Annotated in this window: 20 protein-coding genes, 1 tRNA gene and 1 pseudogene; 18 read left to right on the top strand and 4 right to left on the bottom strand. The window is 51.5% G+C overall.

The features are described 5' to 3' along the window. Positions 1 to 27: 27 nt before the first annotated feature. The 8 genes from E6C60_RS14040 to E6C60_RS14005 all read left to right on the top strand — a co-directional run bounded on the left by E6C60_RS14040 (position 28) and on the right by E6C60_RS14005 (position 8,550). On the top strand, positions 28 to 1,212 hold the full coding sequence (locus E6C60_RS14040; protein WP_138226408.1) for a methyl-accepting chemotaxis protein: 1,185 nt from the start codon (positions 28 to 30) through the stop codon (positions 1,210 to 1,212). 148 nt (positions 1,213 to 1,360) lie between these two features. Continuing rightward, a complete protein-coding gene (gene pstB, locus E6C60_RS14035; RefSeq protein WP_138226407.1) occupies positions 1,361 to 2,116 on the top strand; it encodes a phosphate ABC transporter ATP-binding protein PstB in 756 nt (251 codons plus the stop codon). Between the two features lie 37 nt (positions 2,117 to 2,153). Continuing rightward, positions 2,154 to 2,813, top strand: a complete 660-nt coding sequence (gene phoU, locus E6C60_RS14030; RefSeq protein ID WP_138226406.1) for a phosphate signaling complex protein PhoU — start codon at positions 2,154 to 2,156, stop codon at positions 2,811 to 2,813. Positions 2,814 to 2,941: 128 nt separating this feature from the next. Next, a complete protein-coding gene (polA, locus tag E6C60_RS14025) occupies positions 2,942 to 5,602 on the top strand; it encodes a DNA polymerase I (RefSeq protein ID WP_138226405.1) in 2,661 nt (886 codons plus the stop codon). A 69-nt stretch (positions 5,603 to 5,671) separates the two neighbouring features. Beyond that, entirely contained in the window at positions 5,672 to 6,517 is an 846-nt protein-coding gene (gene mutM, locus E6C60_RS14020; RefSeq protein WP_138226404.1) for a DNA-formamidopyrimidine glycosylase, read from the top strand. Positions 6,518 to 6,646: 129 nt separating this feature from the next. Further along, positions 6,647 to 7,384 (top strand): manganese efflux pump, encoded by a 738-nt coding sequence (locus E6C60_RS14015; protein ID WP_138226403.1) that lies wholly within the window; start codon positions 6,647 to 6,649, stop codon positions 7,382 to 7,384. A gap of 9 nt (positions 7,385 to 7,393) precedes the next feature. After that, the gene (coaE, locus tag E6C60_RS14010; protein ID WP_138226402.1) at positions 7,394 to 7,990 is read left to right on the top strand and encodes a dephospho-CoA kinase; all 597 of its coding nucleotides are present in this window, start codon (positions 7,394 to 7,396) and stop codon (positions 7,988 to 7,990) included. After that, on the top strand, positions 7,987 to 8,550 hold the full coding sequence (locus E6C60_RS14005) for a lytic transglycosylase domain-containing protein (RefSeq protein WP_138227816.1): 564 nt from the start codon (positions 7,987 to 7,989) through the stop codon (positions 8,548 to 8,550). Before coaE ends, E6C60_RS14005 begins: the two co-directional genes overlap by 4 nt. A gap of 76 nt (positions 8,551 to 8,626) precedes the next feature. On the opposite strand, the gene E6C60_RS14000 is transcribed toward E6C60_RS14005, so the two are convergent. Then, complete coding sequence (locus E6C60_RS14000; protein ID WP_138226401.1) at positions 8,627 to 8,854, bottom strand: alpha/beta-type small acid-soluble spore protein; 228 nt, start codon at positions 8,852 to 8,854, stop codon at positions 8,627 to 8,629. 135 nt (positions 8,855 to 8,989) lie between these two features. Here E6C60_RS14000 and nrdR point away from each other — a divergent pair, with 135 nt between their 5' ends. Beyond that, entirely contained in the window at positions 8,990 to 9,463 is a 474-nt protein-coding gene (gene nrdR, locus E6C60_RS13995; protein WP_138226400.1) for a transcriptional regulator NrdR, read from the top strand. A gap of 56 nt (positions 9,464 to 9,519) precedes the next feature. Here the strand turns inward: nrdR and E6C60_RS13990 are convergent, their stop codons facing one another. Beyond that, on the bottom strand, positions 9,520 to 10,881 hold the full coding sequence (locus E6C60_RS13990) for a dipeptidase (protein WP_138226399.1): 1,362 nt from the start codon (positions 10,879 to 10,881) through the stop codon (positions 9,520 to 9,522). 211 nt (positions 10,882 to 11,092) lie between these two features. On the opposite strand from E6C60_RS13990, the gene E6C60_RS13985 reads away from it, so the two are divergent. Next, positions 11,093 to 11,165: transfer RNA gene (locus E6C60_RS13985), tRNA-Ala, on the top strand. A gap of 210 nt (positions 11,166 to 11,375) precedes the next feature. Here the strand turns inward: E6C60_RS13985 and E6C60_RS13980 are convergent. Both E6C60_RS13980 and E6C60_RS13975 read right to left on the bottom strand, forming a co-directional pair. Continuing rightward, positions 11,376 to 11,673, bottom strand: a pseudogene (locus E6C60_RS13980) (Rpn family recombination-promoting nuclease/putative transposase); the annotation flags it as partial. A gap of 138 nt (positions 11,674 to 11,811) precedes the next feature. Next, positions 11,812 to 12,252 (bottom strand): hypothetical protein, encoded by a 441-nt coding sequence (locus E6C60_RS13975; protein ID WP_138226398.1) that lies wholly within the window; start codon positions 12,250 to 12,252, stop codon positions 11,812 to 11,814. Positions 12,253 to 13,124: 872 nt separating this feature from the next. Here E6C60_RS13975 and E6C60_RS13970 point away from each other — a divergent pair. The 8 genes from E6C60_RS13970 to E6C60_RS13935 all read left to right on the top strand — a co-directional run bounded on the left by E6C60_RS13970 (position 13,125) and on the right by E6C60_RS13935 (position 22,063). Then, on the top strand, positions 13,125 to 13,814 hold the full coding sequence (locus E6C60_RS13970) for a response regulator transcription factor (RefSeq protein ID WP_138226397.1): 690 nt from the start codon (positions 13,125 to 13,127) through the stop codon (positions 13,812 to 13,814). Next, the gene (locus E6C60_RS13965; protein WP_138226396.1) at positions 13,811 to 15,214 is read left to right on the top strand and encodes a sensor histidine kinase; all 1,404 of its coding nucleotides are present in this window, start codon (positions 13,811 to 13,813) and stop codon (positions 15,212 to 15,214) included. Before E6C60_RS13970 ends, E6C60_RS13965 begins: the two co-directional genes overlap by 4 nt. Before the next feature lie 135 nt (positions 15,215 to 15,349). Next, a complete protein-coding gene (locus E6C60_RS13960; RefSeq protein ID WP_138226395.1) occupies positions 15,350 to 16,705 on the top strand; it encodes an efflux RND transporter periplasmic adaptor subunit in 1,356 nt (451 codons plus the stop codon). Next, positions 16,705 to 17,397 carry an ABC transporter ATP-binding protein gene (locus E6C60_RS13955; protein ID WP_138226394.1) on the top strand — a complete coding sequence of 231 codons (693 nt, stop codon included), beginning with the start codon at positions 16,705 to 16,707 and terminating at the stop codon, positions 17,395 to 17,397. The genes E6C60_RS13960 and E6C60_RS13955 overlap by 1 nt, the downstream gene beginning before the upstream one ends. A 5-nt stretch (positions 17,398 to 17,402) precedes the next feature. Beyond that, on the top strand, positions 17,403 to 18,575 hold the full coding sequence (locus E6C60_RS13950; RefSeq protein WP_138226393.1) for an ABC transporter permease: 1,173 nt from the start codon (positions 17,403 to 17,405) through the stop codon (positions 18,573 to 18,575). Positions 18,576 to 18,745: 170 nt separating this feature from the next. Next, positions 18,746 to 19,129 carry a hypothetical protein gene (locus E6C60_RS13945; protein ID WP_138226392.1) on the top strand — a complete coding sequence of 128 codons (384 nt, stop codon included), beginning with the start codon at positions 18,746 to 18,748 and terminating at the stop codon, positions 19,127 to 19,129. A gap of 177 nt (positions 19,130 to 19,306) precedes the next feature. After that, a complete protein-coding gene (locus E6C60_RS13940) occupies positions 19,307 to 20,917 on the top strand; it encodes a Na/Pi cotransporter family protein (RefSeq protein ID WP_175415306.1) in 1,611 nt (536 codons plus the stop codon). A 522-nt stretch (positions 20,918 to 21,439) separates the two neighbouring features. After that, positions 21,440 to 22,063, top strand: coding sequence for an FMN-dependent NADH-azoreductase (locus tag E6C60_RS13935; RefSeq protein WP_138226390.1), 624 nt, complete (start codon positions 21,440 to 21,442; stop codon positions 22,061 to 22,063). Positions 22,064 to 22,135 lie beyond the last annotated feature (72 nt).

Genomic DNA, 22,135 nt, shown 5'->3' with positions numbered 1-22,135 from the left:
CACCAATACCAAAGGAGTGGATCCCGCATGACGCTTCTTATGACAAAGCCTCAGGCTCAAGCTGCTGTTCCGGTACAAGCCGGAGCGTCTGCAATGACAAGTAACAATTCAGGAATGATGCAGGGGAATCAGCAAGAAGCCCAGGAGACAAGCCTTGGCTCTTGGAGGGCCGTGCCTTCTATCAGCTACAATCAGAGCTGTCTTCAGGTGATCCGTTTATTCAAGCAGAATCCGGAGGCGCCTTGTATGATTGTATGCGATGCGGACCAGATGCCGACAGGAATCGTGATGCGGGACAGCTTCTACAGATTGATGAGTGGACGGTTTGCGAGAGAAATTTATGATCAGCGGCCAGTCATTGCGATTGCGGCCAAGGTTCCTATGATTGTTGAGCAGTCTCAGCCTGTAGCTGAGATTCTCCAGCAAGCACTAATGCGCTCTGAAGCAGATTTCTATGATTGTGTTGTCGTCACTCAGAACAATCAATTGCTGGGCGTCTTGACTGTACGTGACTTGCTGCGGCTCTCCGCAGAGCTTCAGGATGAAACGGAGACCCGCCGGGAAGAAATGATACAAGACAGCCATCGCCATACACAGGATATTGGCAGCTCGCTCTCCGGTGTAAGGGCGGCTGCGGATGTGACGCTTCAGAAATGCCGTCAGATCTCGGAGTGGTCTGTCATCGGCAAGCAGAAGCTCCAGTCTGTTCACAGCTCTTACCATCATCTGCTGACAGATATGGAGAAAAGAGCGGAGCTGATGTCCCGCCTGCAGGACAATACGGCTGGTGTATCGCGGATAACGGATCAGATCGCTGATTTAGCCGGTCAAAGCAGCCTTCTGGCGCTCAACGCGTCCATTGAGGCAGCCCGGGCTGGAGAGCATGGGCGGGGCTTTCAGGTCGTCGCTTCAGAGGTTCAATCTCTGGCCAAGCAGACGCATGAGCTTTCCGGCAGCATCAACCGAATGCTGAATCAGATTTCCCAAATGGTAGCCGATACAGCAGGAGCTGCGGCCGCAGCTTTGAATGAAATTCGTTCTTGTGAAGCATACATATCAGAAGGCAGCCAATCGTTCCATCAGATGGAGCAGGCCGCCGGTGAGGTTTCTGCAGCGGGCAGTCAGGTATTTACGTTAACGGAGGATACGTCGCGGGTGCTGCAGCAGATTCAACGGGAGCTAGCTTCGATCCAGCGATCAACCCAGAGTTAAGCATTAGGGTGCATATAGCTTGGTTTTTTACATTGCGTTTACAAAGCTCTTACTTTGTAATGACAATTGATTTATATAATGGACGTCTGAGGGATTATGCATACATCTTTATTCTTCTGAATACAACATAAGGAGACATGATCATTACATGGAATCCATTATTGAAATCAAGCAATTAGACCTGTATTACGATACATTTCACGCACTAAAGCAAGTCAATCTAGATATTCCGGAAAAGGCGGTCACGGCCTTTATCGGTCCATCCGGCTGCGGTAAGTCAACCCTGCTCCGGACGCTGAACCGGATGAACGATATGGTTCTCGGAACTCGAATTGAAGGCAGCGTCAAGATCAATGGCACGGATATTTATCAAGAGGCCATGTATGTAGAGGAGCTTCGCAAGCAGGTCGGCATGGTGTTTCAGCAGCCGAATCCTTTTCCGAAATCCATATACGATAATGTCGCATACGGTCCACGCCTTCATGGTGTCCGTGATAAATCCGAGCTCGACTCCATCGTAGAGCAGAGCCTGAAGCAGGCCGCCCTGTGGGACGAGGTGAAGGATTTTCTGAAGCGCTCCGCGCTCAGCCTCTCCGGCGGACAACAGCAGCGCCTGTGCATTGCGCGCGCATTGGCGGTCCAGCCGGACATTTTATTGATGGATGAGGCTACTTCGGCCTTGGACCCGATCTCTACACTGAAGATTGAAGAATTGGTTCAGGAGTTAAAGCATAAGTATACGATTGTTATGGTTACGCACAACATGCACCAAGCCGCCCGGATATCCGACCGCACCGTGTTTTTCCTGACCGGTGAGGTTGTAGAGGCGGAGCAGACCGAGGTTCTGTTCTCGACCCCTTCCGATTCCCGCACCGAGGATTACATCTCCGGCCGCTTCGGATAAGCGGCGGTTTCAAAACAGTGAATGGGAGGACAACATTATGATCCGGAGAATTGGTTTTGACCAGCAGCTCGAAGAGCTGAAGAATCTGCTCAAGAAAATGAGCACTCACATGGAACAAGCGCTGCAGGAGGCTGTAATCTCGCTCAAGACGATGGATGTAGAGAAAGCGAAGAAGGTCGTTGAAGAGGATGCTCGCCTCAATGCTATGGAAGAACAAATTCTGGATATCGGTTCCCGCTTGATCGTTACACAGCAGCCAGTGGCGAAGGATCTGCGACGTATTCTGGTGGCATTTCGAATTGCTAGCGATTTGGAGCGCATGGGAGATCTGGCCCGTGACGTTGCGAAGGTAACGATTCGTTTGGAGAATGAGCCGCTGATTAAGCCGCTTGTCGATATTCCAAGAATGGCGGAGATTGTCGGCGTCATGGTTTCCGAATCCATCGAATCCTATTTGGAGGAGAATACCGATCTTGCTTACAAAATGGCTTCCGATGACGATCAAGTGGACCATCTGTACAGCAGCATTTTGCAGGATCTGTTCCAATATATCCGTACCTCGCCGGAAGGCGCGAATCAAGCTATGCTGCTCGTCATGGTCGGTCGTTACATTGAACGCATCGGAGACCATGCAACCAACATTGGTGAAAGCACCGTCTACCTCGTTACAGGCAACCGCCCGGACCTGAATCAATAATAATACCGCTTTAAACCAATAAGCAGTCGATCAGAGCATCATCTGATCCGGCTGCTTTATTTTTCAATTTTGAGGGGAACCTATGGTATCATGTGGGAAGGAATTCTTAGAGGGGCAGGTGCCAGATTTTGGACAAGCTGATTGTCATTGATGGAAACAATATTATTTACCGGGCATTCTTCGCCATGCCGCCGCTCACGAACGCCAGCGGTCAGCAGACGAATGCGGTGTACGGCTTTACGACGATGCTGCTGCGCTTGATTGAGGACTACAAGCCTTCACATATGATGGTTGCTTTTGACGCAGGTAAGGAGACGTTCCGGCATGCGGACTACCAGGAATATAAGGGAAAGCGGGAGAAAACACCGCCGGAGCTCTCCGGCCAGTTTCCGCTGCTCAAGGAGCTTCTTCAGGGACTCGGAGTTCCGCAGTTTGAGATCGCCGGCTACGAGGCCGACGATATTATTGGTACGCTCACCCGAATGGCTGATGAAGAGAAGCGTAACGTCATCGTCGTCTCCGGGGATAAGGATATGCTGCAGCTGGCGTCGGATAATGTCACGATTGCAATGGTGCGCAAGGGTGTTACGGATATTGAGTCATACGGACCGTCCGAGATTCAGGATAAGTATGGCTTGACCCCGCAGCAGATCATTGATCTCAAAGGACTGATGGGCGATGCCTCGGATAACATCCCCGGAATCCCGGGTGTTGGAGAGAAGACCGCTCTGAAGCTGCTGCATGAGTACGGATCGGTGGAGCAGGTGCTGGAGAGATCTGATGAGCTGAAGGGCAAGATGAAGGAGAAGGTTCAGACCCATGCCGACTCCGCCGTCCTCAGCAAAAAGCTGGCGACGATTCACCGTGAGGTTCCGCTGGAGCAAGTGTGGGACGATATGAAATTTGACGGATTGCATCCGGATACGGCGGGCCCGGCTCTGGCCAAGCTGGAATTCAAATCGCTGCTGGAACGCTTGAACCTGAGCGGCCAGGATGCCGGGACTGCCGCGGACCCTGCACGTCCGGAAGCCGAGGTGCAGGTAAGGACTGTAACCATGGATGACATGCATGAGCTGTCTGCAGTGCTAAGTGACGTGAAGGTGCTTCATGTGGAAACCCATGGAGACAACCCGCATCATGCTGAGCTGGTCGGGCTGAGTCTTGCGACTGGAGATACACAGTATTATATCTCGCCAGCGGTTCTGCAGAGCGAAGGAGCAGAGCCGGTCCGGGAGTGGCTGGCAGACAGCAGCATTCCGAAGAACGGCTACGATCTGCACCGGGTAGATCTGGCGCTGCATGCACATGGCATACTCTTTGCGGGAGCTGCCTTTGATGTGCATCTTGCAGCGTACTTGCTGGATCCGACGGAAGGCAATCAGACGTTGAGCGGACTGGCAGCAAAGTATGGCATGTCGCATCTGGTTTCCGATGATGATGTGTTTGGCAAGGGAGCCAAGTGGAAATTACCGGATGAAGAGAAGCTGAGCGGCCATTTGGCCAGAAAGTGCGCAGCCGTCGCCCAGATTGTGCCGATGCAGGAGAAGGAGCTTAATGACAATGGCATGCTTCCTCTCTTTCACGACCTGGAAATGCCGCTGTCCCGTATTCTTGCAGATATGGAGAAGCAGGGCATTGCAGTCAACCGGGAGGAGCTGAAGTCTCTCGGGCAGGAATTTCAGCAGCAGATTGAGAAGCTTGCGGCCGAGATTTATCGTATTGCCGGCGAGGAATTCAATCTGAATTCGCCGAAGCAGCTGGGCGAAATCTTGTTCGTCAAGCTGGAGCTGCCAGTCATCAAGAAGACAAAAACGGGATATTCTACAGATGCAGAAGTGCTGGAAAAGCTGGCGCCTTACCATGATATTGTTCAGCTGATCCTTCAATACCGTACAATCGCCAAGCTGCAGTCTACTTATGTAGAAGGACTGCTCAAGGAAGTCTCAGACGAGTCCGGCAAGGTGCATACATACTATCGCCAGACGATTGCAGCAACAGGCCGCCTTAGCAGCCAGTTCCCGAATCTGCAGAACATTCCGATCCGTCTGGAGGAAGGCCGGAAGCTGCGGAAGGTATTTGTCCCGTCCGAGCCGGGCTGGTCGATTCTGGCGGCAGACTATTCCCAGATCGAGCTGCGGGTGCTGGCCCATATTTCGGACGATGAGCGTCTGAAGGAAGCCTTCGTTCAGGATCTGGATATTCACACCAAAACCGCCATGGATGTGTTTCGGGTGTCTCAGGATGAGGTGGACGGAAATATGAGGCGCTCCGCCAAGGCCGTTAATTTCGGGATTGTGTACGGGATTAGCGACTATGGATTGTCGCAGAATCTGAACATTACCCGGAAGGAGGCGGCTTCCTTTATCGATCAGTATTTTGAGGTGTTCCAGGGTGTACGCCGATACATGGATGAGATTGTGCAGCAGGCCCGCAAGGATGGGTATGTCAAAACCTTGCTGGAGCGCCGGCGCTATCTGCCAGAGATTAACGCACGGAACTTTAATCTGCGCTCGTTTGCGGAGCGGACGGCGATGAACACGCCGATTCAGGGAACCGCAGCCGATATTATCAAGCTGGCGATGGTGCATATGGATGCAGCCTTGGCAGAGCGGAAGCTCAAGAGCCGCATGCTGCTGCAGGTGCATGATGAATTGGTGTTTGAGGTGCCGCAGGAGGAGCTGGAGACGATGAAGACCCTGGTGCCGGAAGTAATGAGCCGGGCGCTGGAGCTCTCTGTGCCGCTGAAGGCGGAGGTCAGCTTTGGAGACAATTGGTACGAGGCTAAATAAGACTGGGGAGAAACGGCAGTCCCGTTTCACGCTCACATCCGTTATAATAAAAGGGTGAGGTGAAGAGAGATGCCGGAATTGCCGGAAGTTGAAACCGTAAAGCGAACTCTGAATCAGCTGGTTCAGGGCAAGCATATTATAGATGTTACCGTCAGGCTGCCGAGAATTATTCAGCGGCCTGATGATGCGGAGGCGTTTGCCTTCATGCTCAAGGGCCACACCATTCAAAAGGTAGAGCGCCGCGGCAAGTTTTTGAGAATTATGCTGGATGGTCTGGTGCTGGTCTCACATCTCCGGATGGAGGGCAGGTACGGGCTGTATCGGAAGGAAGAGCCGATTGAGCTGCATACACATGTCGTTTTTCACTTTGATGATGGCACAGAGCTGCGCTACAAGGATGTACGTCAATTTGGAACGATGCATATTTTCGCGGCTGGCGAGGAATTTAATCATCCTCCACTGCTTAAGCTGGGGTATGAGCCGCTGGACGATACGTTCACGCTGGGCGCCTTCAAGGATATGCTCGTGACCAAAAAAACCAAAATCAAGGTCGTGCTGCTCAACCAGGCTTATGTTGTAGGTCTGGGCAACATTTATGTGGATGAAGCTCTGCACCGGGCGGGAATCCACCCGGAGCGGGCCGCGAATCAGCTGAGCGATCAGGAAACGGAAGCTCTGCACCGCTCCATCATTTCGACGCTGTCCGAGGCGGTTGAAGCTGGCGGCTCCTCCATTAAATCCTACGTAAACGGACAGGGAGAGGCGGGGCGCTTTCAGCATAGCCTGCGGGTGTATGGACGCAAGAATGAGCCCTGCGACCAGTGCGGTCAAGCGATTGTGAAGACGGTAGTAGGCGGCCGGGGTACGCATTTTTGCCCGGACTGCCAGTCCTTGAAGCAGCATATAGATGTATAAATGAGGCAGGCACCCATCTCCTCCCGATCTCATATATTGTGAGATATTCAGTCCCCGCTGCTGCAAGCATGAAGCAGGTGCCGCGAATGTGATGGCGGCGCACGCTCGGGGCTTGAGGAGGTCATATGGGTGCTACAGCTATTGTTGACACCGGTGCTGCTGGCCCTGGCACTGAGCCTGGATGGCTTTGGGGCCGGCATTACATACGGGATTCGGAGAATGCGGCTCCCGCTGCTGTCGGTGATCATTATTTCCTTATGCTCGGGTCTGGTGCTATGTATCTCCATGCAGGCAGGTACACTGCTGCAGAGCATGATATCGAGGCAGGCAGCTGCCGTTTCGGGAGCGGGAATCTTGATTCTGCTGGGGTGCTGGTCACTGCTGCAGCAATGGCGCGGCAGGCATGAATCTGATCTGGATGACGCCTCTCGAAGCGAGTCCGTATCGTTATCGGAAGCGGGACTGCCGGTGACAAAGACCGGGACCTCGGGACGTTCAGAGCCATCCTCGCAGAGCCTGTCGGCCGAGAAGGTGTTTACCCTGGAAATCAGGAAGCTGGGCCTGGTCATTCAGATCCGCAAAAGTCCCTCCCGCGCGGACTTGGATCATTCCGGCAGTATTTCTTCCATGGAAGCGATGTGGCTGGGTATTGCCTTGTCCCTGGATGCTTTCGGCGCGGGGCTGGGCGCTGCCATGATGGGGATCTCACCTTGGCTGACGTCTGTCATATCCGCGTTGTTCTGCGGGGCGTTTCTGATGCTGGGAATGAAGGTCGGCTTCAAAGCAGCTTCTGGCCAAAGAATGCAGCTGCTGTCGTTGTTGCCGGCCATGTTATTGATTGTCATGGGGATTATGAAGCTGTTATGAGGTGAAAAAATGAATATCGGGTTAACCGGAGGAATTGCAACCGGCAAAAGCACCGTGTCCTCTATGTTTGTCCGGAAGGGAGCCCTGCTGGTGGATGCCGACGCCATTGCCCGGGAGGTCATGCTCCCGGGACATCCGGTGCTGGCTGAGGTGGCGGCACATTTCGGCCCGGACATATTAGGATCGGATGGTCAATTAAACCGCGAGCGGTTAGGGGAAATTGTATTCAATCAGCCGCAGGAGCGGCAGGCGCTGAACGACATTACACATCCGGCGATCCGCCGAGAGATCCGGGACCGGATTCAAGTCTACGAGCAGCAGCATCCTGATTCGCTCGTCATTGTGGACATTCCGCTGCTGTTTGAATCGGGCCTGCAAGCCCAGTATGATCAAACGCTGCTCGTGTACGTGCCGGCGAAGCTTCAGCTAGAACGCTTGATGCAGCGTAATGGACTGACACGAGAGCAGGCAGCAGCGCGGATTCAAAGCCAGATGGACATTGAAGAGAAGAAGAGCCTGGCTGATTATGTGATCGACAACAGCGGCACGCTGGACGAGACCCTTCATCAGGTGGAGAAGCTGTGGAACAGGATCGCCCGGCTATGATCTGGCTGCGAAAGAAAAGGGTGCTGCTGCCCGTTCTGATTACGTTTATCGCTGTACTGTTTCTAAGCAGTCACTGGATGACCTGGATTTATCCGATTTATTACAAGAATGAAATTCGCAAGCATGCTGAATATTATGAGGTGGACCCCTTCCTGGTGGCCTCCATTATTCGAGTGGAGACGAACTACAAGCCGGGGAAGGAATCCAAAAGAGGGGCGCTGGGCCTTATGCAGCTGATGCCGGATACCGCTAACTGGGCCATGGAAATGGCCAAGCTGCCTGCGATCACGCTGGATCGGGTGAAGCATGAGGCGGATGCCAATATCCAGCTCGGCACCTGGTACATCCAGAAGCTGCACCAAGAGATGGACGGCAATCCGGTGGCGGCCATTGCAGCGTACAACGCAGGTCCCGGCAATGTGAGAAGCTGGCTTCGAAAAGGTCTGTGGGACGGCAGCTATGACAATGTGAAGGATATACCGATTGGAGAGACGCGGCATTATGTGCAGCGGGTGGTGTACTATTACGATCAGTATCGTGACGTGTACGATTCTTTTTAAGCTTGCATCCATGTCAAAAAAGAGTGCCGGACAAGCTATTCAGCCTGTCTGACACTCTTTCGGGATGAAGAATTGATTATTGACCGGAGTATTGTCCAGCCAATTGCTGCTCGGCCAGGGTTACCAGACGCTTGGTAATGTATCCCCCGATCGAACCGTTCTCGTAGGAAGTCATGTTACCTTGGTATCCGTCTTGTGGAATGCTGATGCCCAGCTCCTGAGCTACCTCGTACTTCATTTGCTCAAGCGCACCGTTAGCACGAGCGACGACCAGGTTGTTGCTGTTTCTGCTGCCTTGTCCCATGTGATTTTCACCTCCTTGAGTTGGTAAAAGTATTATGTCTCCGAATGAGCATCTTCATCACAAATTTTTACGTGCATTTTATGGAAATCTTTAATATAGCTTCAAGAAGCACTTAAACAAAGGAAGTGATAATCAATGAAATGCCCATATTGCAGCTTCGCCGGTACCAAGGTGCTGGATTCCCGTCCCGCGAACGAGAATAAGTCGATTCGCCGCCGCCGGGAGTGTGAGCAATGCAGCCGCCGGTTTACCACCTTTGAAATGGTGGAGGAAACGCCGCTCATGGTTATCAAAAAGGATGGCAGCCGCGAGGAGTTCAGCCGTGAGAAGGTGCTGCGAGGATTGATTCGAGCCTGTGAGAAGCGGCCGGTGTCTGCGGATCAGCTGGATCAGCTGGTGTCCGAGGTGGAGAAATCGCTGCGCAATACCGCCGCGGCCGAAGTCGAAAGCCGGGAGATAGGGGAGCTGCTTATGGAGCAGCTGTATCCTGTGGACGAGGTGGCCTACGTACGCTTCGCTTCTGTTTACCGGCAGTTCAAGGATATCAACATGTTTATGAAGGAACTGAAAACTCTGCTGTCTAAAGATCATATCGCAGATCGTTCTTGAGATATATGTAAAAAGCCCTCCTGCGGAGGGCTTTTTACGATCACCAGGGGCTGGTGTTAAATGGATTGAAGATACTCCACAATGGTCAATAGACCGAGGTCGAAGTTCTCTAAATTAAAGTGCTCATTCGGCGCATGCAGATTTTCATCCGGAAGACCAAAGCCCATCATAACGGCAGGCGCGTTCAGTGTGCTGGAAAGCTTCTCCACAATCGGAATGGAGCCGCCGTCTTTGGTGAACAGCGCGCGGGTGCCATAGACCGCTCCAAACGCATCGGCTGCTTTTTGCAGCATTGGGTGGGAGGGATCGACATTGAAGGCGAACGCTTTCTCCTTCGGCTTGTAGGTCAGCTTTGCGCCGGCAGGCGTATGTGCCTTCAAGTGCTTCTCGATGGCATCCAGTACAGCCTGCGGATCCTGGTCTGCAACCAGGCGGCAGGTGATCTTCGCATGCGCTTCTTTAGGGATAACTGTCTTACTGCCTTCTCCCTGAAATCCACCATACACCCCGTTCAATTCCAGAGTCGGCCGGGCACCTACACGTTCCACGAAGGAGAAGCCTTCTTCACCGTATAGGGAGTCCAGTGCGAGAGACTCCTTTAGCTGCTCTTCATCGAATTCCTGCTTGGCAAATTCCTCCCGCATTTCTGCTGACAGCTCCTGAACTCCATCATAGAAGCCCTCTACGCTGACGCGGCCCTGCTTGTCATGGAGAGAAGAGAGCAGCTCTACCATGGCATGGAGTGCGTTCGGTACGCCGCCGCCGTATGTACCGGAGTGTAGATCCGTGTTGGCGGTCTCTAAAGTAAGCTCCAGCGAGCACAATCCGCGCAGGCCAGTAGAAATCGCCGGCTTGCCGGGGGCTAAGAGGGAGGTATCCGAGATCAGGATGGCGTCGGCTGCGAGCTTGTCCTTGTGCTGCTCGAGGTACAAAGGCAGGTTAGGGCTCGATACTTCCTCCTCGCCTTCGATGCAGAATTTGACATTAACGGGCAGGCTCTGCTCCTGCTTCAGAATCGCCTCCACGGCCTTGACGTGAAGAAACAGCTGTCCCTTGTCGTCCGTAGCGCCGCGCGCATACAGCTTGCCGTTTCGTACATCCGGCTCAAATGGCGGCGTCTCCCACAAATGAAGCGGATCCACCGGCTGTACATCATAGTGACCGTAAATGAGCACAGTCGGCTTGCCTTCTGCATGCAAATAATCTGCCGTAATGATCGGATGCCCGGCGGTGGAATGAATCTCCACATGCTCCAGGCCAGCGGCCTTCAATTTATGAGCGAGCCAGTCAGCCGCCTTCGCGACATCCCCTTTATGCTCTGACAAAGCCGATATGCTTGGAATGGCCAGCCATTCCTTCAATTCATTCAAGTGCTCTTCCCGATGCTGTTCGAAATACGCTTTATAGTCTGCGTTCATGTCGTAGTCCTCCTCAGGTCAATAATGACGGCCATGTGGTCATGGCCGTCTTGTCTATTTTACCTTTTTTTTAAGGGAAATGCGAAATGGGGGAGGAGGATGTAAACACTCAGAAAAATAAGACTTGCATAAAAGAAAGGGGCATGATATATTATTGGAGTGTTCTTTTTGAAGGGGATCTTCATTAAGGACTTGAAAATTTACATATTTTGGGGCCTTAGCTCAGCTGGGAGAGCGCATCGCTGGCAGCGATGAGGTCAGGGGTTCGATCCCCCTAGGCTCCATATTGAAAAAGGCCGCTAAACACAAGGGATTCCGGGTGTTTGGCGGTTTTTTCTATGCCCGAAACGTTAGTGATTTGGAGTCTTGGTCACACGTTTGGTTACACTTGCATCGTATTCAATAAAAAACGATATCGCCTTGTCCTATTAATCAGGGCAAGGCGACTATGTATTTCAACACTTGGATGAAAGGCGGTCAGTAATCGGTGAAGATTATTGAGTCGGCCTCAGCGATTCGATTTCTGCTTCAGAGAGACCGCTGGCTTTTGCGACGATTCCAACATCCAACCCTAAGGAAAGCATGTTCTTGGCAATCTCGATAGCTTTCTTGCGTTCTCCATTTTCCGTAGCCACTTCATCATGGAAGCTTCATCATGCTAATATTTTTGCCTCTCCTCATATAAGCGGCGAGTCTCCCGATCCTGGCTTAGAAATTCCAGCGTATCCATGGCCTTCTTCAATGTGGGTTCGTTCATCTTCAGACCTCCCAACTCGATTTGTCGGCTCCTTTAGGCCCGGACGTCAATACCTCTAATCCTGGGGGTTGACCCCCAACTATATATTGCGAGAAAATGCTGTCACAAGCAGCGTAGTAACGTGATTCCTATATGAGTGTGTTTTCGAACTACACTTTTATGGACAACTCCAGTTATATTTCTATACCTGATAATTGTTTTCGACCCAACTCGATTATAATTTTATTTAGTTTATTCATTTCATCTCCAACTGGCTTGTAATTTTCCCCTTCGATACTAATGGTATTATTAGATACGCTAATAGTATTTTTATCCTCGTAGATTTCTAAATTATATAGATAACCGGGACCGATTTCTGATTGTTGTTTTTCAACATTGATCAGTATAAGTTGTTTTGAAATTTTATCAATGTCTTCTTTACCATCGATTAATAGTTTTCTTCCATCTCCAAAAAGGACTTCAATTTTTTTAATTTTCATTAAATCAAAATTAACTTTATCTGCTAGAGGTGATACTACTTTGTCAGGTTCAATTTTTATTGAATTCTCATTATTACATCCAGATATTACAATAAATAATAGTGATAAAATAAATACAAATAGGTTTTTAATCAAGCTTAACACCTCTTTCAATAAAGTTTCTGAAGCCACTTTGTGAGGGGGGCTTCAGAAATATGTGCTTGTTCCTGAGGTAACACCTTAACAATTTCATAAAAGGAAAGTTGATCTAAATAGAAATAAACATCGGTAGGAGTATTGCTCCACGTATCGTGAACGATTGCATATCTAAACAGTCACGAGTATTACATGTCTGATCATTTATTGTTGTTATAATATCTGGTCTACTTGCATATATAGGAGGCTAGAACATCAATCAACGTATTATCGGAGGTAGTGCTCGCCATTAGTCCAGAGTATCCATTGTTCTTCCAACACCTTACTATGTCTGCAAAAGAGATGGGGTTGCATCCTTTTCTCCAAGTGGAATCAGGGACGTTTAATATCTTTTTGTATCACAATAGTCATGGGTTGAGTTATATAAGCAAACGAATTTCGCTGCCCTCACGCCACCGGTAAAGTCGATTGTCCGCTCGTGATGACTGCTTGGTGCATTTTTATCAGATCTTCAAAGGAAAACAGATTTTCTTAAAGAAGCTACCAAAGTGACTTTCTCCATTCTTTGGGGTTTTTAGTTTGGTCATCAAAAAACTTCGCCAAGTTGGGGTGAAGTCCCTTTTTGTGTTTGAAAATCCTTTTGGTTCAAAGGCTCAGATTAATGCAAAATGCTCACTATAAATAATCTACGCCGCGCAAGCCTTGCGGGTATCCCTCATCAAAATTTCTCCAATCCAAAGAATCGCCTGTGCAGGAATGATTCTCTTATGGACCGTCACTGAATGACTGCTTTATTTATTGATAGCACTGTTCACTTACCGTTCACACACCTATGCTATACTTTGAGGAAATGAACATGATGGAGCCTGAGAATGAGAAAATTAAACCTGTTAATCATTGAGGATGATCCGCTGATTTGCGAGCTGGTGCGTCTGTATGCGGAGAAGGAAGGGCATGGCGTCATGGAAGCGCATGACGGAATTACGGGTCTGGATAAGGTCTATGAGGAGCATCCCGACATGGTGCTGCTGGACGTCATGCTGCCGGGCATGGGGGGATGGGAGATCTGTGAGAGACTCCGCAAGGAGTCGGGAATTCCGGTCATTATGCTGACGGGCAAGGGGGAGGCTTACGATCGAATCCGGGGGCTGAATCTCGGGGCGGATGATTATATCGTCAAGCCGTTTGATCCGAAAGAACTGATGGCGAGAATTCAGGCGGTCCTTCGGCGATATGATCCTTCTTTTATGCAGGAGACCGTGATCACGGCAGGCGGGGTATCGCTGGACATGGGGGAGTACGTGGTTAGGATCGCGAATGAGGTGCTCACCCTGCCGCCAAAGGAGATGGAGCTGCTCTATTATCTAGTCAAGAACCCGAACCGTGTGTTTACCCGCCAGCAGCTGCTGGATCAGATATGGGGCTATTTGTACGAAGGGGACCCCCGTACTGTGGATGTTCATATCAAGCGAGTCCGTGAGAAGCTGAAAGCTTACGCCACTAGCAGCAGCATTACGACGATTCGCGGTGTAGGCTATAAATTTGAGGTGGTCTTGCGATGACGTGGTGGAACAAGTGGCGGAACACATTGTTCGCCAAGCTGATGTTGAGCTTTATGCTCATTATGCTGGTCTCGTTTGCCCTGTCCAGCCTCGTTCTGTTTCATGTCGTCAAAAAACAGCTCTGGGACGGCATCCGCAGCTCTGAAAACATGCAGCAGCAGCGCGTGATTCAGCATATCGTGCAGGCGCGGGAAGCGGGATGGTCCCAGGAAGCGCTTAAGCAGTCGCTGACTTTCAGTATGGGGCCTGGCAGCAGGCTATATCAGGTGTACGATGCACAGGGACAGCTTCTGTATGCGTTCGGGAACTCACATACGGGAACGGCGGTCGATCTGACATGGATACAGCAGGTGCTGACAGGTCAGGAGCTGCGTCAGGAGTATAAGGAAGGAGACCGAACACTTCTGGTGACGGGGGTTTACATTGAAGGAGAGCTGATGGAAAAAGCCCTGCTCATTCAGTCCTATATCTCGGACAGGGAGATTCGCCGCATCGTCAATCCCTATATCCTGAGCACGTCGATTGCCCTGCCGATTGCATTTATTTTCTTCTATCTGCTGTCGCGCCGGATGACCGATCCGCTGAAGCAGATGAGCCAGGCGGCGCTGAAATACGCCAAGGGAGATTTCCGGGAGCGTCTGCACATCACCTCCGGAGATGAGATTGGACAGCTGAGTCAAACGATTAATGTCATGGCTGAGGAGCTGTCTTCTATAGAAGGCATGCGCAGGGAGTTCCTTGCGAACGTCTCCCATGATCTCAAGACACCGATTACGTCAATGCACGGCTTTTTGAGTGCTATGCTGGACGGCACCATTCCACCGGAGCGGCATACGCATTATTTGGAGCTGATTCGGGACTCCTCTGATCGCATGATGAAGCTGGTGGGGGATCTTCTGGATATTGCCAGCATTGAAGCGGGACAGTTCGGGATTACCCGGACCCGCTTTAACTTGTCGGAGCAAATACGGCTGACTATGGCCAGGATCGAGCCGATGTTTTATCAGCACGGGGTGGCCGTACATTTGCATAATGTCCATGGCGACCTGTACGTGGATGCGGATGAGGACCGGATTGGCCAGGTCATGATTAACCTGCTGCAAAATGCGCTGCAGCATTCCAGGCGAGGCAGTGAGATTCAGGTCACAATAGAAGTCATCGGGGACCAGGCAGTCGTTACGGTTCAGGATCATGGCAGCGGCATCTCGCCTGAAGAGCTGAGCCTGATCTGGGAAAGGTTCTACAAAAGCGACAAGGCCCGCAGCAGCAAGACGGGCACCGGAATTGGCTTGTCGATTGTCAAGCACATTATCGAGCTGCACGATACCGACATCTCCGTAACCAGTGTACTAGGAAAGGGCTCTTCCTTTGTGTTTTCATTACCGCTCTTGAATGAATAATTCAAGAGCGGTTTTTTTGTATCCGGAGCGGCTTGTTCATGTTGTGTTCATGATGTCGTGCTATTTTTACTGTTATGGCAATGTGACTTCATGAAGAACACAGGCTTCATATCAGATTGAGGGGGATGGACAAAGATGAAATGGAAGGGATTATTACTAGCGGCGGGAATAGGCCTTACGGGATTAGGGGCATGGTGGGGGTATTCATACCTTAAGCCTACAGAGGCCACACAGGCGGCAGCTTCCCCGGTAGTTACTGTGCAAAAAGGAGTGCTGGAGGTCCACGTCAGCGGTACCGGCAGCATTGAGCCCGCTGCCCGAGAAATCGTGAAGTTCAGCGACAACAGGACCATCGCGCAAGTGCACGTAGCCGAGAAAGAGGAGGTCAAGGCGGGCGATGTGCTAATTACGCTGGAAGCGGAGGATGTTTCAGACAAGCTGCGCGTGCAGGAGCTGAATATGGAAAAGAAGCAGCTGGAGCTGGATGAGCTGCAGAAGAAGTGGGATGAGGCGGCCGACGAGGACGTTCGCGAATCTCTGACTGTCAGCATTCGCAAGCAGGAGCTGGACATGGAACTGAATCAGCTGGAGATTGACGCTCTGGTGGAAGCCCAGGTCGCAGAGGTCATTAAAGCTCCGGCAGACGGAAGAGTACAGGGAATTGAGGTTAAGGCCGGAGATGTAATCAACCAAAGCGTAAATCTTCTGGAGATCGTGGATTACAGCCACCTGCAAATGAAGGTCAACGTGGATGAGCTGGACATTGCCAAGGTGAAGCTGGGGCAGGCTGCAGAGGTTCTGGTTGAAGCGTTGCCGCAACAAAGCTATACCGGAGAAGTGACTCAGATCGCCGAGGAAGGGAACTCAACGGGCGGCGTGGCACATTTTGAGGTCACCATTCTTCTGAAGGATCACACCGGTCTCAAGAGCGGAATGTCAGCGGAAGCAACAATTCAGGTCGAGCAAAAAGCCGATGTGCTGTATCTCCCGATTACAGCCGTGCAGTCTTCGCAGAACCAGTATTACGTACGGGTTCCGCAAAATGAGCCGGCGTCCGGCTCCACGGATGACGAGGAGGACACTGCGAATCCGGCACAAGACACACCCGGTTCCGAAGAAGTTCAAGCAGCCCGGGCGGAGCGAATGAGAGTGGCCGGTGCTGAAGGAGGCGGTTCCGGGATGGGCACTGGTGCAGGCGGAGGCATGCGCAGCTTGACAGGTAAACAGCCGGGCAGTGGCGGAATGACGGCTGCGGCGGGGCAAGGCATGCAGGTCATGGTGGAGGTTGGCGTTCATAATGAGGATTTCATTGAGATTATCTCCGGCTTGAATGAAGGCGATCTGGTGCAGCTTCCGGTGACGGCTTCCTCCTCAGCCGCAACACCGATGAATGCCGGGATGGGAGGGCTGTTCCCGGGTGCTGGCGGCGGAGGTGGCGCCGGTCTTGGAGGACAACGGGCCCGTCCTGACGGCATGGGAGGAGGAAACTAATGCCGGGCGAGAAGGATGCACTCATACAGATCAACAAGGTCAGCAAGCATTACTTGATGGGGGGCGAGTGGGTCAAAGCGCTGGATGATGTCTCTCTACGCATTCAGCGGGGGGATTTCCTGAGCATTGTCGGCCCATCCGGATCCGGTAAGTCTACGCTCATGAATGTGCTGGGATGCTTGGATACTCCGACCTCTGGTCAGTATTTGCTGGATGGAGAAGAGATCAGCGGATTAAATGATCATTTGCTGGCTGAAATACGGAACCGGAAGATCGGGTTTATTTTTCAGAGTTATAATCTTTTGAACCGCTTGAGTGCGCTGGAAAATGTAGAGCTGCCCCTGATCTACCGCGGCCTGCCCGCCCGCAAACGCCGCGAGCTGGCAGCAGATGCGCTGGCGAAGGTGGGATTGCAGGAGAAGCTGTACAACAAGCCGATGGAGCTGTCCGGAGGTCAGCAGCAGCGTCTCGCGATTGCCAGAGCACTTGCCGGGGATCCTCCGATTTTGCTGGCGGATGAACCGACAGGGGCGCTGGACAGCCGGACAGGCAAAGAGGTGATGAGCCTGATTCACAATCTGAATGAAGCGGGGCACACCATCATTCTGATTACGCATGATCAGGAGATTTCCCGGCAGGCGGGCCGGATCGTTAAGATCTCGGACGGAAGACTGACCGAGGAAGGAGCTTAAATGAGATGAACATCCTGCAAGGGTTGAAAATGGCTTTAAAAAGCATCTGGTCCAACAAGCTCCGCTCCACGCTGACCATGCTCGGCATTATTATCGGGGTTACCGCCGTCATTGCGCTTGTCTCTTTGGGACAGGGCACCACCAAAGAAGTGACAGAGCAGGTAGAAAGCCTCGGAACAAATCTGTTAACGGTCAGCATTACCGGACGCGGGGCGTCAACGACGCTGCATTACGAGGAAGCGATGAACTTGAAAGAGCTGGAGGGGGTGCAGTATCTCGCCCCGTACAATTCACAAAATGCAAGCGTCAAGTTCGGCAATCGCTCGGTGGATGTCAGCGTCACGGGTACGAATTCAGATTATGCCCTCATCCGCGATTATGAGGTCGCTCAGGGCCGCTTCTTATCCCAGATTGACCTGGACTTTTATCAAAAGGTGGCGGTGGTGGGATACAGCACGGCTCAGGAGCTGTTCGGGTTCAACTCGCCCGTTGGCGAATTTATCCTCATAAATGGCACGCGCTACAAGGTAGTCGGGGTTCTAGCCGAGAAGGGCAGCACAGCCCAGGGATCAATGGATGATGTGGTCATCCTGCCTTTGACCGCGGCAGAGCGTCTGGCCAGCTCCAAAGGGGTCCCGGCGATTTTTATTCAAGCAAGCTCTCCGGACACCATTGATTCTGTCTCCGAAAGCGTGGAGCAGGAAATCGCAAAGCAGTTCCGGGGGGATCCCAGCAGCTTCCGCATCTTCAATCAGCAGGATACGCTGGACACGATGAGCTCCATTACGGATACCTTGACGGTGACGCTGGCAGGAATTGCGGCGATTTCACTGCTGGTTGGAGGCATTGGGATTATGAATATTATGCTGGTGTCGGTCACTGAGCGGACCCGGGAGATCGGGATTCGCAAAGCGATCGGAGCGAAGCGCCGCGATATTCTGGTACAGTTTCTGATTGAATCAATGGTGCTGAGCGGCCTTGGCGGCGTACTTGGCATCCTGCTGGGCTTCGGAACCGGACAATTGGTCTCAAGTCTCATGAATATACCGATTGTGTACAGCGCAGATACGGTCCTGACTGCGTTCGGCTTCTCCGTGCTGATTGGTGTCATGTTCGGGGTGTTCCCGGCCAATAAGGCGGCCAAGCTGAAGCCGATTGAAGCTCTGCGATTTAATTAACATTAATAGAGCTAGCGGTACTATACGTCAATGACGGGATAATAGAAGAGCAGCGCATCGCGCTGCTTCTTTTTTATACCGAAACTTGTCGAATGCAATCTGGATAGCGTATAATAACAATTGACAAACATTATACATACATCATACAAATCAGAACGGGAGCGATGCAGATGTCATCTACAAAAATTTTGGACCAGAACCACAGAATTATCGAGATTGTGTGGGAACAACAAGCACAGCCCGAGGATTTTGATCATATTACATCTCAGATTGAACGATTTGCGCTGCAGCTGGGTGGGACCTTTGACGTACTAGTCGATATGCGAAAGGTGAAGGCATTCATGCCGGAGTCTCAGGTGAAGCTGGTGGAGCACCAGAAGGAGCTGCTGAAATTCGGCATGCAGCGGGCTGCAGTCATCGTGGACGGGGTCATCACCAAGATGCAGCTGAACCGCTCGGCCAGGCAGTCACAGCACAGCACGGAGTCGCATTGGAACAGCTATGAAGAAGCGCTGTCGTTTCTTAAAGAATCAAGCCCTGCCCTACATTCCTGATTGGCGTGTATATGATTCCAAATCTTGATCCATAGTAAGGCAGGATGTCTTTTTACAAGCCTTTAGAACGAAAAGTACATCCTGACTTTACAAAAATATAATTAATAATTTATATTCCCTTTACAATGTGCTAAATTAAGTATGGTATGTAACCACACAACTAGAGGGGGATCTATTTTGGATTGGCAGGAGATTTTGTTTAAATTTGTTGGAGGGCTGGGTATTTTCCTCTTCGGCATTAAATATATGTCGGATGGACTCCAAAAGTCGGCAGGCGACAAAATGCGCGGCATTCTGGAGCGGTACACCTCTAATCCGATTCTCGGCGTGCTGGTCGGTATTTTCGTCACGATCCTGATCCAGACGTCAACCGGTACGACCGTTATGGCGATCGGCCTCGTGAATGCGGGCTTGATGACGATGAGACAAGCCATCGGGGTCGTCATGGGTGCCAATATCGGTACCACGCTGACTGCCTTCATCGTCGGGGTCAAGATTGAAGAGTACGCTCTCCCGATTATCGCGGTGGGTGCTTTCTTCCTGTTCTTCATCAGCAAAAAAAGCTATCAGTATATCGGACAGGTTATTTTCGGCTTCGGTACACTGTTTCTGGGTCTTTCGACGATGGGCGGCGGACTGAAGCCCCTGCGTGAGCTGGAGGCCTTTACGGGCTTTATGGTCGATCTGGCCGATCAGCCGATCCTGGGCGTTCTGGTAGGCACCGTGTTCACGATGATTGTCCAGAGCTCCAGTGCGACCATCGGGATTTTGCAGACCATTGCAGACGAGGGTATGGTCAGCCTGCGCGGTGCGCTGCCAATTCTGTTCGGGGATAACATTGGAACGACGATTACGGCGGTGCTGGCTTCGATCGGCGCTTCGGTGGCTGCCAAACGGACAGCGCTTGTGCACGTCATTTTTAACGTGATGGGTACGATTATCTTTACGCTGCTGCTGGTTCCGGTGGAGAAGCTCGTCCTGTGGTTGGGCGAGGATGTGAACATCCGGATGCAGATTGCGTACGCGCATGGCTTGTTTAACTTTACGAATACACTGATCTTCCTGCCGTTGATTCCTGTGCTGGCGTGGCTCGTGACGAAGAGCATTCCGGGCAAGATGGAGGAAATTCAATTCAAGGCGATCTATCTGGACGACCGGTTGCTGGCAACCCCGGCAATGGCACTCGGACAAGCTCAGCACGAAATTGTGCGCATGGGACGTTATGCACATGAGTCTTTCAAGGATGCGACCGGGTTCTTCTTTAGCAAGGACAATAAATTGGCGGAGGCTTCCTTCCAGAAGGAGGAACTGGTCAATGAGCTGAACCGCAAGATTACGGACTATATTATGAAAATCCATCAGATTGGCTTGTCGCCAGGTGAATCCGAGAGCGCTACGGGATGGTTCCAGACCGTAAGTGATCTGGAGCGGATTGGCGATCATGCCGAGAATGTAGTAGAGCTTGCGGAGTTCCGGTTCAGCAACAAGCTGGATCTATCTGCGGATGCAGAGAACGAGCTTCGAACCATGATGGAGGTAGCGGATCAGGCAGTATCCCAGGCGTTGACGGCGCTGGAGCATCATGATGTAGATGCGGCGAATGAGGTACTGGTCCTGGAAGGCCGGCTGGATGAGCTGGAGGCTGAATACCGCCAGAATCATATCAAGCGCCTGAATCAGAACCTGTGCTCCGGCGGAACCGGCACGATTTATCTGGATCTCCTGACCAACCTGGAGCGGATTGGCGACCACAGCAAGAACATTGCTCAGTTTGTTATGAGTAAATAATGCAGTTCGATTTTAATCTGCCGGCAGGGCCTGAAGGTCCCTGCCGTTTTTTTTTCGCTGTCTGACATTGCTTCCTGGTGGACAGCATGAACGAGATGAAGCCGATACTGGATCATGTGCTCTACAAGCTGCTGGAGGCTGTATGCGAAGCTGAACCATGTCATTCAGCAGCTGAACGGACCTGCAGGATATGCAGAGATTGCCGGCTAAGGCTGTCCAGTGCATTGGAGAAGCCTTCGGGTTGCAGCAGTTATCGCTGTTTATAGAGGATGATTTGCGGTTGTCGCTCCGCGCCAGCTACGTGAAGGGACACGTCAGGGAGGAAGAGCGCAGCTTGAGTCAGGATGAAGCAGGCCCCGTTTCTCGCTACATAGACCTAAGTATAGTCCTAAGACCTTTGGGGATAGACGCAAGCCATAAATCAGCCTTTTAGCCGATGCATGGACAGCCATTCCTGATTAGAATAAAGTTTAAAGTTGCTTACTAAAAGTTAATACGAATAGAGAAGGCGGAGGGAATTCCATGAGTACTGTATTATTTGTTAAAGCCAATGACCGCGGAGATGCAGCGGTGAGTGTGAAGCTGTACGAAGCATTTCTGGAGAGCTACAAAGCGACCCATAGCGAGGATGAGATCATCGAGCTGGACCTGTTTCAGGAAGAGCTGCCATATTTGAATTCCGACATGATCAACGGAAACTATAAAGCAGTCCATGGCATGGAGCTGACACCGGGTGAGCAGGCAGCCGTCGCTGTATCCGATAAATATATTAATCAATTTTTGGCTGCAGACAAGGTGGTCTTCGGTTTTCCGCTGTGGAACCTGAGTATTCCTGCGGTACTGCACACTTATATGGACTACATTACACAAGCGGGCAAGACCTTCAACTATACCGAGACTGGGCCGGTCGGCCTGATCCCGGACAAGAAGGTGGCATTGATCAATGCCCGTGGTGGTATGTACTCCGAGGGTCCGGCTGCGGCCAGTGAAATGTCTTTGAATTATATGCGGAACATGCTGTCCTTTTTCGGAGTTCATAACTTTGAGTTTATCGTCGTCGAAGGCCACAACCAAATGCGGGATCAGGCAGAAGCCCTGGTTGCTGATGGCGTAGCGCGTGCGAAGAAGGCAGCTGCAAGCTTCTAATCTGAAAAACACGCTGGAGTATAAATAACCGCCTGTCCCCTTTAAGGGGCGGCGGTTATTTAGATTCTGCCT

Source organism: Paenibacillus algicola (assembly GCF_005577435.1).
GTDB classification, from domain to species: Bacteria; Bacillota; Bacilli; order Paenibacillales; family Paenibacillaceae; genus Paenibacillus_AQ; species Paenibacillus_AQ algicola.
The sequence above is the reverse complement of the archived record's forward strand: the minus strand, read 5'-3'. Positions and strand labels throughout refer to the sequence as shown.

Excerpts from the sequence above, each read along its gene's own strand:
- nrdR (WP_138226400.1), top strand. The coding sequence starts at position 8,990 with ATGAAATGCCCATATTGCAGCTTCGCCGGTACCAAGGTGCTGGATTCC.
- pstB (WP_138226407.1), top strand. The coding sequence starts at position 1,361 with ATGGAATCCATTATTGAAATCAAGCAATTAGACCTGTATTACGATACA.
- E6C60_RS13970 (WP_138226397.1), top strand. The coding sequence starts at position 13,125 with ATGAGAAAATTAAACCTGTTAATCATTGAGGATGATCCGCTGATTTGC.
- coaE (WP_138226402.1), top strand. The coding sequence starts at position 7,394 with ATGAATATCGGGTTAACCGGAGGAATTGCAACCGGCAAAAGCACCGTG.
- E6C60_RS14005 (WP_138227816.1), top strand. The coding sequence starts at position 7,987 with ATGATCTGGCTGCGAAAGAAAAGGGTGCTGCTGCCCGTTCTGATTACG.
- phoU (WP_138226406.1), top strand. The coding sequence starts at position 2,154 with ATGATCCGGAGAATTGGTTTTGACCAGCAGCTCGAAGAGCTGAAGAAT.
- E6C60_RS13965 (WP_138226396.1), top strand. The coding sequence starts at position 13,811 with ATGACGTGGTGGAACAAGTGGCGGAACACATTGTTCGCCAAGCTGATG.
- E6C60_RS13960 (WP_138226395.1), top strand. The coding sequence starts at position 15,350 with ATGAAATGGAAGGGATTATTACTAGCGGCGGGAATAGGCCTTACGGGA.
- mutM (WP_138226404.1), top strand. The coding sequence starts at position 5,672 with ATGCCGGAATTGCCGGAAGTTGAAACCGTAAAGCGAACTCTGAATCAG.
- E6C60_RS13935 (WP_138226390.1), top strand. The coding sequence starts at position 21,440 with ATGAGTACTGTATTATTTGTTAAAGCCAATGACCGCGGAGATGCAGCG.
- E6C60_RS13990 (WP_138226399.1), bottom strand. The coding sequence starts at position 10,881 with ATGAACGCAGACTATAAAGCGTATTTCGAACAGCATCGGGAAGAGCAC.
- E6C60_RS14040 (WP_138226408.1), top strand. The coding sequence starts at position 28 with ATGACGCTTCTTATGACAAAGCCTCAGGCTCAAGCTGCTGTTCCGGTA.
- E6C60_RS13950 (WP_138226393.1), top strand. The coding sequence starts at position 17,403 with ATGAACATCCTGCAAGGGTTGAAAATGGCTTTAAAAAGCATCTGGTCC.
- E6C60_RS14000 (WP_138226401.1), bottom strand. The coding sequence starts at position 8,854 with ATGGGACAAGGCAGCAGAAACAGCAACAACCTGGTCGTCGCTCGTGCT.
- E6C60_RS13955 (WP_138226394.1), top strand. The coding sequence starts at position 16,705 with ATGCCGGGCGAGAAGGATGCACTCATACAGATCAACAAGGTCAGCAAG.
- E6C60_RS13945 (WP_138226392.1), top strand. The coding sequence starts at position 18,746 with ATGTCATCTACAAAAATTTTGGACCAGAACCACAGAATTATCGAGATT.